This window comes from Paenibacillus koleovorans NBRC 103111 (assembly GCF_004000845.1).
Lineage (GTDB): Bacteria > Bacillota > Bacilli > Paenibacillales > NBRC-103111 > Paenibacillus_AA > Paenibacillus_AA koleovorans.
Map to the genome: position 1 here is coordinate 1 of NZ_BIMA01000137.1, position 16896 is coordinate 16896.

Annotated in this window: 10 protein-coding genes; 5 read left to right on the plus strand and 5 right to left on the minus strand. The window is 47.6% G+C overall.

Features of this window, described 5'->3' with window-relative positions:
- From PKO02S_RS28080 to PKO02S_RS28100, 5 genes are all read right to left on the minus strand, one after another.
- Positions 1-2956: fibronectin type III domain-containing protein (locus PKO02S_RS28080; protein ID WP_174819965.1), on the minus strand; the 2956-nt coding region annotated here is incomplete at its 3' end.
- A 149-nt stretch (positions 2957-3105) separates the two neighbouring features.
- The gene (locus tag PKO02S_RS28085) at positions 3106-4245 is read right to left on the minus strand and encodes a response regulator (protein ID WP_127588350.1); all 1140 of its coding nucleotides are present in this window, start codon (positions 4243-4245) and stop codon (positions 3106-3108) included.
- The gene (locus PKO02S_RS28090) at positions 4242-7385 is read right to left on the minus strand and encodes an ATP-binding protein (RefSeq protein WP_127588351.1); all 3144 of its coding nucleotides are present in this window, start codon (positions 7383-7385) and stop codon (positions 4242-4244) included. Before PKO02S_RS28090 ends, PKO02S_RS28085 begins: the two co-directional genes overlap by 4 nt.
- A 67-nt stretch (positions 7386-7452) precedes the next feature.
- Positions 7453-8223 (minus strand): response regulator transcription factor, encoded by a 771-nt coding sequence (locus PKO02S_RS28095; protein WP_127588352.1) that lies wholly within the window; start codon positions 8221-8223, stop codon positions 7453-7455.
- A complete protein-coding gene (locus PKO02S_RS28100) occupies positions 8220-9959 on the minus strand; it encodes a cache domain-containing sensor histidine kinase (RefSeq protein WP_127588353.1) in 1740 nt (579 codons plus the stop codon). The genes PKO02S_RS28095 and PKO02S_RS28100 overlap by 4 nt, the downstream gene beginning before the upstream one ends.
- Before the next feature lie 233 nt (positions 9960-10192).
- Here PKO02S_RS28100 and PKO02S_RS28105 point away from each other — a divergent pair, with 233 nt between their 5' ends.
- From PKO02S_RS28105 to PKO02S_RS28125, 5 genes are all read left to right on the plus strand, one after another.
- Positions 10193-11599: an ABC transporter substrate-binding protein gene (locus tag PKO02S_RS28105; protein WP_127588354.1), complete on the plus strand. Its 1407-nt coding sequence runs from the start codon at positions 10193-10195 to the stop codon at positions 11597-11599.
- Positions 11600-11673: 74 nt separating this feature from the next.
- Positions 11674-12555, plus strand: coding sequence for a carbohydrate ABC transporter permease (locus tag PKO02S_RS28110; RefSeq protein ID WP_164821739.1), 882 nt, complete (start codon positions 11674-11676; stop codon positions 12553-12555).
- On the plus strand, positions 12545-13417 hold the full coding sequence (locus tag PKO02S_RS28115) for a carbohydrate ABC transporter permease (RefSeq protein ID WP_246067490.1): 873 nt from the start codon (positions 12545-12547) through the stop codon (positions 13415-13417). The genes PKO02S_RS28110 and PKO02S_RS28115 overlap by 11 nt, the downstream gene beginning before the upstream one ends.
- A gap of 13 nt (positions 13418-13430) precedes the next feature.
- On the plus strand, positions 13431-15437 hold the full coding sequence (locus PKO02S_RS28120; protein ID WP_127588356.1) for an FAD-dependent oxidoreductase: 2007 nt from the start codon (positions 13431-13433) through the stop codon (positions 15435-15437).
- A 17-nt stretch (positions 15438-15454) separates the two neighbouring features.
- The gene (locus PKO02S_RS28125; protein WP_246067504.1) at positions 15455-16774 is read left to right on the plus strand and encodes a sulfatase-like hydrolase/transferase; all 1320 of its coding nucleotides are present in this window, start codon (positions 15455-15457) and stop codon (positions 16772-16774) included.
- Positions 16775-16896: the final 122 nt, after the last annotated feature.

The window sequence follows — 16896 nt, forward strand, 5'->3', positions numbered from 1 at the left end:
TCTCCGCCTGGCCGTTGCCTGCGGTTGCAGTTACTCCAGTCGGTGCATCCGGCACTGTTCTTGGTGTTACTTCGTTGGATACGGAAGAAGCAATTGATGCGCCCTCCGCATTCGTCGCGGTAACCGTAAAGGTATAAGCGGTTCCGTTGGTTAGGCCGCTGACAGTGATCGGGCTGCCGGATCCAGTTGCCGTCAATCCGCCCGGTGATGATGTCACCGTATAGCTGGTAATGGCACTGCCTCCATCGTTGGACGGCGCAGTAAAGCTGACTTCAGCCTGCCCGTTGCCCGCAGCTGCGCTTACTCCTGTCGGCGCTCCCGGCACCGCCTTCGGCGTAACGCTGTTAGATGCGGAAGAAGCCGTCGAAGTTCCTACCACATTCGTCGCGGTCACCGTAAAGGTATAGGCGGTTCCGTTGGTTAAACCGCTGACGGTTATAGGGCTGCTTAACCCAGTCCCTGTAAATCCGCCTGGTGCGGAGACCACCGTATAACCCGTAATGGCACTGCCTCCGTTGCTCGCCGGAGCTGTGAAGCTAATCTCCGCCTGGCCGTTTCCTGCAACGGCGCTTACTCCTGTCGGTATGCCTGGTCCTGTTATAGGCGTCACGCTATTGGATGCGGAAGAAGCAGCTGAAGTACCCGCCGCATTCGTCGCGGTCACTGTAAAGGTATAAGTCGTTCCATAGGTTAACCCCGTCACGGTAATCGGACTGCTTGAACCTGTCCCCGTAAACCCGCCAGGGGAGGAGATTGCCGTATAGCCCGTAATGATACTTCCGCCATCATCTATTGGCGCTGTAAATGTAAGGGTAGCTCGATCAGCGGCAACTTGTGCTGCAACTGCAGTAGGCGCATCCGGAGCACCGATCGGCTTAACCGGCGTTACGCTGTTGGATGGGTCGGAAGCAGCCGATGTACCTGCAAGATTGGTAGCCGTTATCGTAAACGTATAGGCGGTTCCATTCGTCAAACCCGTTATGGTAATCGGGCTGTTGGATCCTGCTGCCGTAAGATTGCCGGGTGAGGAAGTCACCGTATAACCTGTAATCGCACTTCCGCCATTATCGGCGGGAGGCGTAAAAGTAATTGTAGCCTGCCCGTTGCCATACACCGCATTCACAACGGTCGGTGCGCCTGGGGCGACAATCGGGCTTGTCGGCGTTACCCCTGCCGAAGGAGCGGAAGCGACTGATGTGCCTGCCGAATTGGTCGCGGTTACTGTAAATATATATTCCGTACCGTTAGTGAGTCCTGTCACGGTAATCGAGGATCCTGCTCCCGTTGCGGTAACCCCGCCCGGTGAAGCCGTAACGGTATATCCCGTAATCACACTTCCACCATTATCCGCGGGAGGTATGAAGCTTACCTCAGCTTGCCCATTGCCGGGAACAGCCGTAACTCCGGTTGGTGCTCCAGGCGGAACAACCGTTACCGGTGTGGGAGTTGGAGTTGGTGTCGGTGTTGGCGTTGGTGTCGGTGTTGGTGTCGGTGTTGGTGTAGGAGTAGGCGTTGGCGTAGTAGGCGTAACGATTACCGGTGGTGTTGGTGTTGGTGTCGGCGTTGGTGTTGGAGTCGTATTGGCTCCTGTGCCGGTCTCCACCGTAGCCGGTTTATTTTCGAAGCTGGCTGTACTCGTTTCATCCACAACCGCTTTTTCAATGGTGCCTTTGCCTTCAACCGCAGTCGTTCCATGTACATCCATTTGCGTGACTTGAACGCCCTCATCCAATTTAATCTTCGAATCTTTAACGCCTTTGCCTATCTGAATATTTTCGATCGATCCCGAGGATACCGTTAATTGAACATCTCCGCTGATCACCACATTCTTGAAATCCCCTGCGAGCGAAACCTCTCCCGTTTCGGAGATCGTTATGCCTGAAATGCCTGCGGTGTCATTAGACTCAACCGTTGCATCGGATTTAATATCCATCTGTTCAATGACCGTTGTCCCGCCTACCACTACACGGACACGTCCGCCTACTTTTTCAATAACGATGGTGCTTAACTCTGAATTTTCGATATGAATACTGTTCTGGCCGCCTCCCTTGACTAGGGTGCTGCCGAGAACCTTGACATTGTGCAGATAGACATCCCCTTCGCCTACGGGCTCGCCTATCAACAAATCGCCTTTCACCACCAAATTCTGCAACGTTGTGCCTGGCGCATGAATCGTCAAATGGCCGGCAACGGTAACGGTTCCGGCTGACGGGCCGTATGTGCCCGCATGCTCCAATACTATCGGAGCGACAGCCGGGGGCTGGCTAGGATCGGATCCCGACTTTTGGAGAATGCGATCCAGAAGCACTACAGCTTCAGCCCGTGTTAGGGACTGAATGGGCCGAAGAGTTTGATCGGGAAATCCTGAGAAATAACCGGAATCTACCGCCCCGCCCAAAGCCTCTCTGCTAAAAGCAGGAATCGCAGATTGGTCCGAATAGCCGTCTAATGGATCCGTGCCTTGCCTGGTAAGCAACGGTACCAAGCGGGAAAGCACCACTGCAGCTTCAGCTCGATTTAGCGCTTGATTCGGACGAAAGGTTCCGTCCTCGTAGCCTTGTATATAGCCTTGTTGCGTAGCGGCGCCGACCTGTGAATGAAACCAGTCCTGAGTGCTGACATCGGAGAAAGCCGCACTCCTTCCGGCAGCCAGCTTGAACAAGCCGTTGACCAGAGCCACGAATTCAGCTCGAGTAATGATGGCGTCAGGCTGAAACGTGCCATCCTCATAACCACGTACCAGCCCAAGCTTCGTCCAAGCGGTTATTTCCCTCTCCGCCCAGTGGTCTTTAATATCCTTTATGATCGTCCACGCATTAAATTCATCCTGCAGCTTCGTTTGAAAATCTTCAGCGGCATGCGCCGTGCTCACCGGATAGCTACTCGCGAGCATGGCAACGATTGTCACCCAAGTGATAATCATTCTGGCCGTTTTGTTAAACAAATAAGTTTGCATGCAAATACTCCTCTCCAATCGACAACTAGGCAGAGTATATAGCATTACGCTGAACCGATTCTAATCACTCATTTTCTCACATATCCACGTAAAAAAGCCCATTATCCATCATTTTGATGGCATAACAGGCTGATTACGATAAATGAAGCTTATTTCCTCTCATTCAATAGCTGTTTGTAACATTCCTTAGTTTCGGATTGGGGTTCAATTCCGAGCTCGGCGAGCAGAAGACCAACAAACTTATCGTAGTGGCCTTGCGCGAGCTCCCAATTCCCGGCTTTTGCATAAGCGCACAGGATGAGCCGGCACAATTCATCCGAATACGGCTCCTTCTCCTGCAGGACGGCCAACAGCTCCAGCGCCTCCGTGATGAACCCCGCCTGCAGCTCGGCAGCGGCCATGCCTAATATCGCGCTTGTATATTGCTTCTGCAGCTTGCTTCTTCTGGCAATCGCCCAATGATAATCATGATGCTCCAGATAATCGCCGCGATACTGCTTCAATTTGCGATCATATGCTTCCCGGCTTTCCCTCGTCCATTCCTGAATATCGGCGATCGTTCCACTTAGTTGCTCGAACTCTTCCAGATCCGTCGTCCAATCGACCTGTTCGAGACAGTAACTGTCATGCGCATACCCCACCGACGCCTTGCTGCCCCATTTTTTCAACACATTTCGAACCTGAGAGACGGATGTGTGCAGATGAGTAACCGCCTTGTCATACTCCAAATCCGGCCAAAGCGTTTCCAGCAATCTTTCTTTTGCGATCCATTGACCCGAATGATGCAGGAAATAAGCGAATAACTCCATCGCTTTCAAAGTCCGCCACCTTGGCGGCTTATGTCTACTATTATGGCGCATCACGAATTCGAGTTGCCTGAAGCACAAGATCCGCAGCTTGTCCTGAGTATTAGCAGGAACCACTGTCCGATGCCAATAACGTTGTATACGATCAAGCGTATCGACCAGACGCCTCGAGGTGACAGGCTTTAACAAATAGTCTAGCGCGTTCAACCCGAACGCCTCGATCGCATACTCGGAATGTGCAGTAATGTATACGAACGGGAGATCGCGACCGGACTTCCGTATTCGCTCACTCACTTCAAGACCGTTCATCTCGGGCATGTTGATATCGAGGAACAAAATATCCGGCTGATCTTGATCCAGACGATCGAAGCAAGCTTTGGCCGATGTATAGATGCCCACGACATCGAACCGGCCGTCCGCGAGAATAAGCCGTTCCAAGTGAAGCAACGCCGGTTTCTCATCGTCTACCAGAACCGCTCTCATCGTCGCTCACCGTTCCTCTCTTCTGATAGGCGACCAATGGCCGCAGATGATTTCAGCACGTCGAAGCTGACTATCGTTCCTTTGCCCCGCTCACTCTCGATCCGAAGTCCGCTTCCATATAAGTGCATCAGCCGCCTGTGAATATTCAGCAACCCGACGCCCCCGTCTTCCCGCTTTTCGGACAATAGCCGCCTAAGCTGAGCTTCCCCGATTCCTGGCCCGTCATCCGATACCGCAACCGTAACCTTGTCTTCCGCCTCCGTCAACCGGATGCCGATCCTCCCACCGCGCTCCCTTTGCGTGACGCCATGCCGGACTGCATTCTCGACAATCGGTTGTATGGAGAGAGGCGGTATTAAGCTTAGCAAGCTGGCATCGATGTGATATTCGACGGTCAGTCGTTCCTCGAACCGGGCTTTTTCCAGCGATAAGTACGATTTGACCAATTCCAGCTCCTTCTTCAGCGGCACCAGCTGATCGCGATTCTGGAAGTCGAAGCTGCCGCGCAAATATTCGCCCAATTCTTCCAGCAGCCCCATCGTTTTCACCGGATCGACCAAACAGAAAGCGATGATCGTATTTAAAGCGTTATATAAAAAGTGGGGCTTGATCTGCGCCTGAAGAAAAGCCATCTCCGTCCTCATGATCAACTGCACGGATTTGCGCAGCTCCAGCAAGGTATGGACACGCGCTCTCAGCTCCCCGGAATCCACCGGTTTGCTGAGAAAATCGTTGATGCCCGTCTGGAAAGCGGTCCATATGTCCTCCGACCGGCCTCGGGCTGTCAATAAAAGCACCGGCAGCTCCGATAGCAAATATCGGGTTCTTATGCGCCGAGTCAGCTCGAGGCCGGACATGCCGGGCATCATCCAGTCGGCAATCACAAGATCGATACGAGAATTGCGGACAATTTCATCCCACGCTTCCGCTCCACCGTTTACTGCAATAATAGAATAGTTTTCCTCCGCCAACAAATTCATCAGCACCTGAAGATTCACAGGATCGTCATCGACAATCAGCACCGTTCCGGATGCTGGGGCAAGCCGTTCGCCTTTCGACGAACGGCCAGGATCATGCTTGACCCCTTCATGCGGCGAAGCCGCTCCGGTGGCCGCCGGCAGACGGCTCGTCGCTGGCGGCTGCGGATGAGCGAGCGGCAATGTAAAATGAAACGCAGATCCCTTGCCCAACTCGGATTCCACCCAAATTCGGCCGCCTAACAGCTCAACCAGCTTTTTCGTTATGCTCAGACCGAGACCCGTACCGGCGCCATCCTCCACCGCTTCATACACGAGAGGATCCGCCTGATCGAAGGATTGGAAGATGGACTCGAACCGATCTTCGGCAATACCGATTCCAGTATCCCAAACCGTAATCGTCATGTCATTTTTGCCAGCCGCAGCCTTAATGCCGATTTCCCCATGCCTTGTGAATTTAACGGCGTTGCCCAGCAAATTGAACAGAATTTGACGAAGACGATCCTCGTCCGTATCCAACCACGGCATTCGATCCGGCCACGACTGGGTGAATCGGATGTCTTTCTTTCCGGTTAGTTGGCCGAGCACTTCAAGAACGGACAAGGCAACCGACTGAAGCTCGACCGCTTTCCGAAGCAGGAGCAGATTGCCGTTCTTCATTTTGGAGAAATCGAGAATATCATTAATTAGCCACGATAGCCGCCTGCCGGTAGAGACGATTAATGCCAAGTCCTTCGCCTGTTCCGCGTTCAGGACCCCCGCCGTTCTAGTAAGCAGAGTATCCGCGATATTAATCATCCCGTGCAGCGGCGTCCTTAGCTCATGAGAGGTATTCGCCATAAATTCGTCCTTCATCCCGTCCAACGTCATTAGCCGCTGCGACAGCGTCTCCACTTTCCGGTACGAATCCGCAAAACGGCTCGCCAATAGTAGACCTTGTGCAATGACTAGGAGAAGCATCTCATAGGGAATCAGGATTTGAACCTGTAAAAGGTCTGCCATAATTAGCACTTGATTAATTACGTCAATCAGAATGACCTGCATGCTCACCATAACGAATAGCTTGCTTTTTGCATATAATCTCAAGTTCCTGATCAAGGTATAGCAGACATAAAACACCACGCATAAACTGAGCAAAGTTATAGGAGGTCCCATAAAAATCGAGAAGACGGCCGGCGGAAAAAAGAGGTAGATCAGCACAGCAATTACCGCAAAATATCGGACCGCAAGCAGGACTTTTTTATGGAAAGGCCCCGGCATCGCACAAGTGATATAATGCAACAAAAAATAATAAGCCGCCACCGAAGCGATATTCTGAAGCCTGAGGAACCAATCGTAAGGAAGAGAGGGAACTATTGCGTCCAAAAGCTTTTCCCCATTCGTCAGCACATACAACAAGGCCGACAAACAGAACAAGGTAAGCATCAGCAGAGAAGGGTCCTGCGTTCTCACCCGGTAAAGCATCACCAAAAACAGCCCGGCTAGAATAAAGCCCCCCGTCGTGATCAGATCCATGAACAGATTGAAATCCCGATCCTTCATAATGGAATTCTGGTCTCCGAACACAATCGGGTAAGTCATGCCGCCCCACGCAAAGTTGAAATTAGCCGCTTGTACGATAACCTCCACCGTGTCGCCGCTGACCGTTGAAAACCCCACAAAAGGAATATTGCTCACTATTGTTTCTTCATCCGTCTTGGCGGGCACCCCGCTCGTTCCTACTTCTTGACTATTGAGAAAAACTTTGCTCGACATCAAAATACTGACGACATGCACACCGTATGTCGCGTCTTGCTTATCGCCTACGCGGACTTTAAGTCGGAACGTTCCGAATCCTTTGCTCGTTGGAGGACCTTGTTCCGCTATATAGCTGTTCCAATTCCCCGGCACCTGCACCAAACTTGTAAGCTGTGGCACGGGAAACTCAGGCGGCCGATTCTCGCGGAACGACTCCGGCGTAAGGAGTTGATTGCGGTAAAATTCCCAATCCCCAACTAGCTTAACAGCACCATTCCGAGTGTAGTCCCACTCCCGGAGATCCATGATTCCCGCTTGAGCCGTCGGGTTTTCCTGCCAGGATTTCATCATATTCACGACCCAATAAGTCGGCAACAGAAATACACCGATCGAAAGCATACACATGATCAACCAGCTTTTTTTCATCTGCTCACCCGGACCTCTTCCGCACACCGTCGAATAAGTGCAATGCGAGTACTCTTATGCAAAAACATCATCGACGCGCTTTTTGTTCTCGCGCATATTCGATTGGAGTCATGTTCGTAATGGAACGAAACACTCTATCAAAATAAGGCGGATTGTTATAACCCACCATATAGGCCACTTCACTGATTTTATAATGACTGTCTGCCAAAATTTTCTTCGCTACTTCGACACGAAATTCGTTCACAAATGAAATGAAGCTATAGTTAGTCACCCTTTTAAATAGGATGCTAACATAACTGGAGGATACATGAAATTGTTCAGATAAAGCTCTCAGTTGCAGCTCTTTCATATAGTTCTTACTGATGTATGCTAACATCTTCAGGACCAGCGGTTGGCGAATATCCTTGTCATGAATCCACTTATTCATGATTTCCATTCCGAGCGTATGTTTTAGGATGGGGGCCGGCTTAGATTCCAGACGAACAAACAAATCTTCCAGCATGTTCTCATCGAGAGGCTTCAGCAGGAAATCAATGGCACCATATCGCAAAGCGGTTTGAGCATACTCAAATTCGGAGTGAGCCGACAGGATAATACATTTGGTGTTGGGGGCGATGAGGGTTTCATTCATTTTTTTCACCAGTTCAATTCCATCCATAATGGGCATTCGGATATCAATTATTGCATAATCGGGCTGGAAAATCTCGATTTTCTCTAAACCTTCCAACCCGTTTTTGGCAGTCCCCACAATGTTGATTTTTCTATCCAATTGCTCTAGTTGCATCGACATTCCGCGTAAAATAATCGGTTCATCATCAACCAATACGAGTCTTATCAACTGATCTCCTCCATCTTCGAAATCGTAATGCGTACTGCAGTACGTTTATTTGGAATGCTTTGCAAATTAACTTCACACTGATCTCCGTAATATAGGAATAGTCTGGACAAAGCATTATACATTCCGCCATTTTCCTGATTAAGCATGGCAATCGTTAAATGGGTAATCGTAATATTCAGTTCTTCATCAAAGCCGCACCCGTTATCTACAATTTCGAAGGTAATCCGGTCCTTGGAGACCAGATATCCATTAATATTAAGAATGCCCCCGCTTTCCGTATTACGGAAGCCATGAATAATGGCATTTTCTATAAAGGGTTGTAAGATGAGTCGGTAGATTTTATGGTCATGTATAGCGACATCGATCTGAAAGAACACGTCAAATCGATCCTTGAATCGTAGCAATTGCAAGTAAATATAACGTTCGAGCCATTGTACTTCCTCTCTCACCGGCACCTGTTTATTCGTATTCGATATCGTATATCGCAGGTTGATGGATAAGGTAAACAGCATTTTGGCGATATCCTTGACATTATGCTCAATCGCCAGAAATCGAATCGTATCCAATGTGTTATAGAGAAAGTGAGGGTTGATTTGCGATTCCAGCATCTTTTTCTCCGTCTCAATCAACTGAACCCGATGTTTGTACTCATTCTCAATCAGCTGCTGCAATCGAGACATCATCCGGTTATAGCTGATTCCCAATCGGCCGACTTCATCTCTTGTCTTTACGATAATCCGCTTGTCGAACGGTTCGTGCTGACTTGCATCCATTACGTCGGCAAGCTCTTTGAGAGGCTTAATGCGCCTATAAAAATAATAAACAGATACTGCCATCAGAATGACGATAACCAACAACATGATTACACTAATCTTGTATATATAGTTCAAATTCTCTGAAGCCAGCACAGCTAGAGGGATGAGATGAATTAACTTCAGTTGGTATCTGTCCAAGCTTTCATAGATCATTAAATAAGAGCTGTTGTTAAAAGTTACGGTTTTTGAAGGGGGGGTTGGCTTATCTCCCGAGGTTTGGACGATCATCTGTCGGACTTCATCCAAGTCGGATTTTGAAAAGGAAGAAGGTGTTTTCTGATAAAAAATATCACCTTTCGATCCCATTATTAGAAACTCGCTTGTTGGTTCGAATATGGAATTTCCGATAACATCATCCAGAATATTGAAATTAAAATTCAATAGAACAACGCCGATGGGATCCGTTAAATATTTAATTAACCTGGACAAAGAAAACACAGGCTCTTGAAGGGATTCCTGGTATACAACAGAGGGTTTTCCATCCGACCTGATGGCTTCGCGAAACCACTCGTCTTCAGAAGGATTGTAATTCGTTTGCGGTATATAATCGATCCAGACTCCGTTTATGTTTACAAATATGAGTTTTCCATTCAGGTCGTAATAATAGTAATTGTAGATATCCGGGCGAATATGGGACATGTTCAAAAACAGCTTTTCGAACAACGGGATAATCTGGTTTCTTTTTTGTTGATTTCCCATAACCTCCCGGTCCTTTAAAAGAGAAAGCAAGCTAGTATCGTAATATAATGAAATGCTTAAGCTTTCCATTTGACGCAGATGGGTTTGAATGACTTCCTTGGTGGTTTGAAGCATTTTTTCCGAGTGCTGAATGGAGCTTTCTTTCGTTGAATTCCACCAATACATCGAGATGAGCAGGAATGAAAGAATAAACGGGATTGCCGTCAAAAACAAATAACTCATCGCGATCTTCCATAATATGCTCCTCCTCCACTTCTTCAAGGTATTCAGATGGTCCACCCCCAACTCAGCCCTATACCCATAGTATCGAAGTGTTTATGCTTAGTATAGCCGTTCTTGCAAGAGAGTAATAATATGTTCATTAAGTCAAAGATCCTGCAATAGGTATCTTCTATCCGTTCAGATAAAGTAGAAATGCAAGGAAGTATCACAACAAAACTGGAGGGGTATACGCAATGAAGCAATCCGAAATACTGCGCAAAGCAACGTTGTTGGCCGTCATCCTCATGCTGCTAGCTTCGCTGGCGGCATGCGGAAAAAATCCAAGCGGGAACACGGGTAATGTTGATCCATCTCAGACTGGCAATCCGGGAAAAGCGGAACAACCCGTTAAGATCAAGCTTTGGGCATATCCCAAATGGGCGGGTGTTAAAGGCGATGAACCGAATGGCAAGCCTGGCGATTGGGAGACCGCTGCAGTGAAGCGATTTATGGAGCTTCATCCACATGTAACGGTTGAAACCGAGTACTTGAATGCAACAGGCGGTCCTCAGAAAGTAGCAGTAGCCATTCAAACGAATGAAATCGCTAACGTCTTGATGGATTCAAATATACGAATGTTCGAATATGCCAGGAAAGGCTTGATGCTTCCGCTCGACAAGTACTTGGAACCCGAATATATTGCGGATTATTACGAACAGATTTGGGAAAATGCGAGACTGGACGGCGGTGATCATTATTACTTGCCGTGGGTCCTCACTCCACAAATGTTGATGATTAACCGTACATTGTTCAAGCAAGCGGGTGTGGATCATTTGATTCCGACGAATGCAGAGAGAACATGGACATACGATCAGTTCTATGAAGCAGCCAAAGCGATTCCGCAGAAAAAACCCGGCGTTTACGGAACGGGGATATTCGGAAAGACCGAAACTGCAGACAGCTATATGATGCATTGGTTCTGGAGTAATGGGATTACTACCTTTGATCCGGCTAAAACAAAAGTAACGCTGAACAACAAGCAAGGTTTAGAAACCTTTCACTTCTTAAAAAAGCTCATTGATACTCAAGTAGCTCAGCCTGGAGCAGCCGGTGTAGGGTATAACGAAGTGGTTACATTGTTCAATCAGCAAAAGGTGGCCTCTATGACTATTGCTACAACCGGTTATGCCCGTGTTCTGAAAGCTCAAAGCGATAAGGAGATCGACAACTTTGAAGTAGAGCTGGTCATGATGCCTTCAGGATCATCAGGAGGCCCGGCTTCGTTTGTTCATGAATATGGAATCGGCGTATTTAAGAATGCAGATCCGAATGTGCAGAAATGGTCCGTTGAGCTTGCCAAGTTTTTGGGAGCTGCAGGAGAAAATGCTGCTGCAGTGAAAGGCAGTCTGTCTTACTCCCCAAGAAAATCGCAAAAAAATCTATACAGCGACAACCCTGACAAAAACCTGCAATTTGCCAGCGAAGTTCTGAAGTATGCTGTTGACGGTGGCGTATCCGTTCCCGGATTCCAGCAACAAAGAGTGGAATTCGGCATGAAAATGCAGGCTGTATTCACAGGGTCGAAGACGGCTGATGCGGCATTAAAGGAGTTTGAGCAATTAGGTACTAAGATTATTACGGATGCGCGAAAGCAAGAGTAGACGATGGGGAGAAAATAACAAAGTTATGACATGGGAGCTAATCAGCTCCCATGTTTATGGAAAGGAAGAATGCTATGAATATGATGATCAAGAGAGCAAGAAAATGGATGCCGGGATATCTATTTATATTCCCATCACTATTCTGCTTTCTATTGTTTCTGGCATATCCAGCAGTAGAAGCAATCCGTATCAGCTTTTATAGATTGACCATGAAACAAAACACATTTATCGGTTTAGATAATTTTATTCAACTGTATCATGATCCTAATTTTGTTAAAGCGTTCTGGAACACCATGAGATATGTCGTTTATATAGTCCCGTTTTGTGTAGTATTTTCTATTTTTGTTGCTGTTCTGATCTATAACAAAGGCCACAAGGTTACATCCTTCTACCGGGCTGTGTTCTACATTCCTGTAGTCTCGTCTGTTGTCGCAGTATCGCTAGTCTGGAACTGGATCTACAACCCGGTGATTGGTGTTGCCAATTACTTCATGAATGTATTGGGATTCCATTCTGTTAACTGGCTTTCAGATGCGAATGGCGCCTTTCTCTGTGTCGTGTTTGTTATTATTACTTGGAGTGTAGGGCAGCCCATTATTCTATATACGGCCGCTCTAGGCAATATATCCACTGAATATTATGAAGCGGCTTCTATAGACGGAGCAGGGGTCTTAAAAAAGTTCATGAACATTACTTGGCCATTGGTAAAACCTACGACTTTATATGTTGTAGTCATTTCTACCATCCACGCCTTTCAAACCTTTGCAGTTATTCATTTGTTGACCCAAGGCGGACCTTATGGCAGTACAACATCCATCATATATGAGCTATATCTAAATGCTTTCTTGTATACCAATTTCGGATATGCATCTGCAATGGGTGTTGTCCTATTCCTGATCATCGGAGTTATTTCCTACTTTCAATTCCGTATCATGACTTCCAAAATTGAATTCTAAGGCGGTGATTGCAATAATTACAGCTTTCAAACAAAGAAGCTTCACAGACATCCTAATGACTTGGGCCGGAAATGCGTTTTTGATGATTTGTACAGTCGTGTGGATATTTCCCTTTTACTGGGGGATCGTGTGTTCTTTCAAAACGGAAAAAGCTATGTTTGCATCGCCTCCTCAATTTTTTTCATTTCATTTGATTTTCGACAACTATATAGAGCTCTATCAGCGGACGATGCTAGTAAGATGGTTTTTTAACAGCTTCTATATTTCCTTAAGCACGACCCTTCTAGTTGTCGTCTTTAGCAGTATGGCCGGATATGCATTCTCCAAGCTTCGTTTTCCGGGTAGAGACGCCATCTTCTTCTTCATGATCGCTATGATGATGCTGCCAAAATACGTTTTGTTAGTGCCCTTATTTCGATTAATGAACAATCTGGGTTGGTACAACACATATGCAGGGTTAATAATTCCGGAAGTTGCCGTGCCCTTCGGTATATTTCTCATGAGGCAATTCATGCAATCCATCCCCAAGGAAATGCTGGAAGCGGCACGAATGGACGGTTGCAATGAATTTTCAATATTTGTTCGTATTGTAGTGCCTCTTGTATCAGCGCCTATTGCATCTTTGGCGATCTTTGAATTCGTGAAATCGTGGAACGATTACGTCTGGCAACTGATTATGACCAAGTCTGAATCTATGAAAACCTTGCCCTTGGGTGTATCGGGTTTACAGCTTGAGGCAATGCCTGCATATGGAAATATGATGGCTGGAGCGGTACTCTCGGCATTGCCGATGATTGTATTATTCATTGCATTCCAAAAATATTTTACACGCGGGATCACATTAGGCGCGGTGAAGGGATAGGAGGGTGCCACATATGCATACGCTGGATACGGACATTTTGGTCATGGGAGGAAATCCGGGCGGAATTGCAGCGGCTATCCAGGCTGCCAAGTATGGATTCAATATTATATTGATCTCGCACACAAGGGTACTTGGAGGTTTTTTCCCATCATTAGGTGCTTTCGAGACGCATTATCGTGGAAATCGTTCTTCGTTTAACCATGCTCTGGAGCAGAAAGTGATTGCTTATTATAAGGAAACGTATGGCGAAGCTTCACAAGCTTATATCGATTGCACCACACTTGAACCCAATAATCCAATGATCACCTTTGAACCCCATGTCATGGAGCATATATTGGAACAGACGGTTGCTGCCGAACCGAAAATCCGCGTGCTGCGCGGTTATTATCCGGTCGAGGTAACGAAGAATGAAAAGTCGGTTATCGATGTCAAGCTCCAATCGTTTGAAACAAACCATCAACTGACAGCAGCAGCCAAGATATTCATTGATGCTTCCAGTGAAGGAGATTTAATGGCGCTAGCAGGCGCGGAATATCGAGTGGGCCGGGAGTCACGGGATGAATTTGGCGAATCGCATGCCGGCAAGATTTTTACGACCTACGTCAAAGGACTTTTCCCAAAGGAAGCCGTCGAAGGCAAATTAAACCTTATACCGAAATGGTCTACTTTATCCTTACTCCCTGGCAGCACAGGCGAAGGCGATGATAATATTCAGGACTACAGCTATCGATTGTGTTTATCGAGCGATCCGGATAACCGCTGGATTCCAGATAGCCCCCCTGAAAGCTACGACCGATCGATGTATTCCGGAATCAGTGAGAAACCTGAGGACATCTATCATACATCCTATTCCTTGCACCATCGTTACTTGAATCATACGATTGAAGATCAGGCAGCCAACGATCATGTTTTCCATGGACATAAGCTTCCGAATCGCAAACGAAGCTGGAACGCCACCAACTTCACGGAAGCGGGGAAAACGTATCCGGAGGCGGATTGGCCAACGAGAAGAATAATCGAACAACATCATCTGAATCATGCTTTGGGGATTATGTGGTTTCTGCAGAATGACTTATCGGTACCCGAGCATGTTCGCAGCCTTTCCAAGGAATGGGGATTGGCGAAGGATGAATTCAGAAGCAATAATCTGGTTCCGCATCAAATGTATGTGCGGGAATCCAGAAGATTGATCGCCTCCTATATTCTTAAGGAGCACGACTTTTTGTGTCCCGATGGATGGATGCGCCCCCCCATTCATAATGACTCCATAGCCATCACTGATTTTCCTTTGGATTCGTTGCCCTGCACCAAACAAAGAGTACCCGGGAGCTTGCCGGACGGACAATTTTTTATGCAGGATCAGACACGCCCTGGACAAGTGCCCTACAGGGTGATGATCAGCAATAAGCTGGATAATGTATTGATAACCGAAACATGCGCTGCCACGCATGTTGCTTGGGGTACAGTCAGACAAACACCGGTATTGATCCAATTGGGAGAAGCAGCGGGAATCGCAGCCGCTTTATGTATGATTCATGATGTATCGCCCGCTAAGTTAAATATCGATTTATTGCAACAAACATTGATTGAGAAAGGTCTTATGTTGACTTTCTTTAATGATGTGGACATGTCTCATAAGACCTTATGGCTGTCGGCAATCCAATATTTTGGAACAAAAGGTTTTTTCCCATCCTTTGATGCGAATCCGGAGCAGCCGGTAACTAAATCGGTAGCCAAGGAATGGGTCGCAGCTTTGAAGGAGCTGGCGTATGGCCGTCAGGATACCATGTCCATCGCCAAAGCTGTAATCGATGCGGAGCAGCGGATGGACGGCTCCATCAGCCATGCGGAATGGATCGATATGTTTGAAGAGCTTAATCAAGCCTTCATGCAGGAGGACTTGCATTTGTCGCCGACCGCGGATTACAGCGGATGGGATCCTACCCTTCCAGTGACCCGAGGAGACATGTGTACAAGGATGTACGAATGGATTCGCCAACAAAAGCGGGGTGGACAATGATGAGACCGAATATAATCATGATTATGACGGATCAGCAGCGCTGGGATACGGCGGGAGTGTATGGAAACCCGCTAAATTTAACGCCAAACTTTGACTACATGGCCCACTATGGCACCTTACTGGAGCATGCCTTCAGCTGCCAACCGGTGTGCGGACCGGCACGGGCTTGTTTGCAAACAGGGTTGTATGCCTCGACCACAGGATATATAGGGAATAACGCTCCTTTTCCTCAGGGAACCAAGACCTTGGCTCATTACTTTCGGGATGCCGGTTATTATACCGGGTTGATTGGAAAATGGCATGTATCGGATCAAGAGATCGTGACCGAACCACAGCGGGGCGGATATCAATATTGGCTATGCCACAACAAGCTATCCGGCAAAGATTGTACACCATACAAGACGATGGTTTATAACACGGACCATGAGCCTGTTCATCTTCCCGGATACCGTGCGGATGCGATAATGGATGCGGCCCTGTCTTTTATCTCTCAACGTCGAACGGAAGAGCAGCCCTTTTTTCTCAATATTAATTTCATCGAGCCTCACCAACAGACGGAGACGGATGAATACGCCCCTCCCGATATTTATAGAACCTGTTATACAGGAGCATGGACTCCTCCCGATCTAGCCTCGCTTGGCGGCAACGCCCATCAAAATCTGGGGCCGTATTACGGATGCGTGAAGCGGATTGATGAATGTCTAGGACGTCTTCTGGATGTGTTTAAAAGTCTGGATATGACGGATAACAGCATTCTTGTATTCACCTCGGATCACGGCAATCATTTCTATACAAGGAATTATGGATGCAAGAGATCGCTGCATGACAGCTCCATTCGTATCCCCATGGCCCTTATAGGGCCGGGTTTCAATAGGAGGGGCAAAATCAGGGAGCCCATAACTTTATTGGATGTCGCACCTACTTTGTTGGATGCTGCGAATATCCCCGTTCCTGTCGAACTGCAGGGAAGATCATTCTTGCCCCTGGTTCGTCACGAAGAGATTCCGTGGCCGGAAGAAGCCTTTATTCAAATCAGTCAGACGGAGCTCGGAAGAGCCATACGAACGGAAAAATGGAAGTATGGCGTTGTTGCTTCCGATAAAGATCCTTGGTTGGATCCGAGTTCGGACACATATGAGGAGGTTTATTTGTATAACCTGATTTCCGATCCTTACGAGCTTCACAACCTGGCAGGCTACCCCTCGCATGCGGAGATCAGCAACTCTTTGCGTCAACGCTTGATAGAACGAATGGTCGAGGCTGGTGAAAGCGCCCCTGTCATTCATCCTGCTATGGTGAAGGATCTGCCACAGTTTCGATATATGAAGGTCTATTGACTCTGTAAAGCTATCGCGAAAGAAGCTTGATTCGCTCTACGCCAGAGGGATACGTACCAGATTCATATTCAAGTAAGGCAAATCATCAGGGAAGATTACCCGGATGGTCCTCTGGCGAAAGA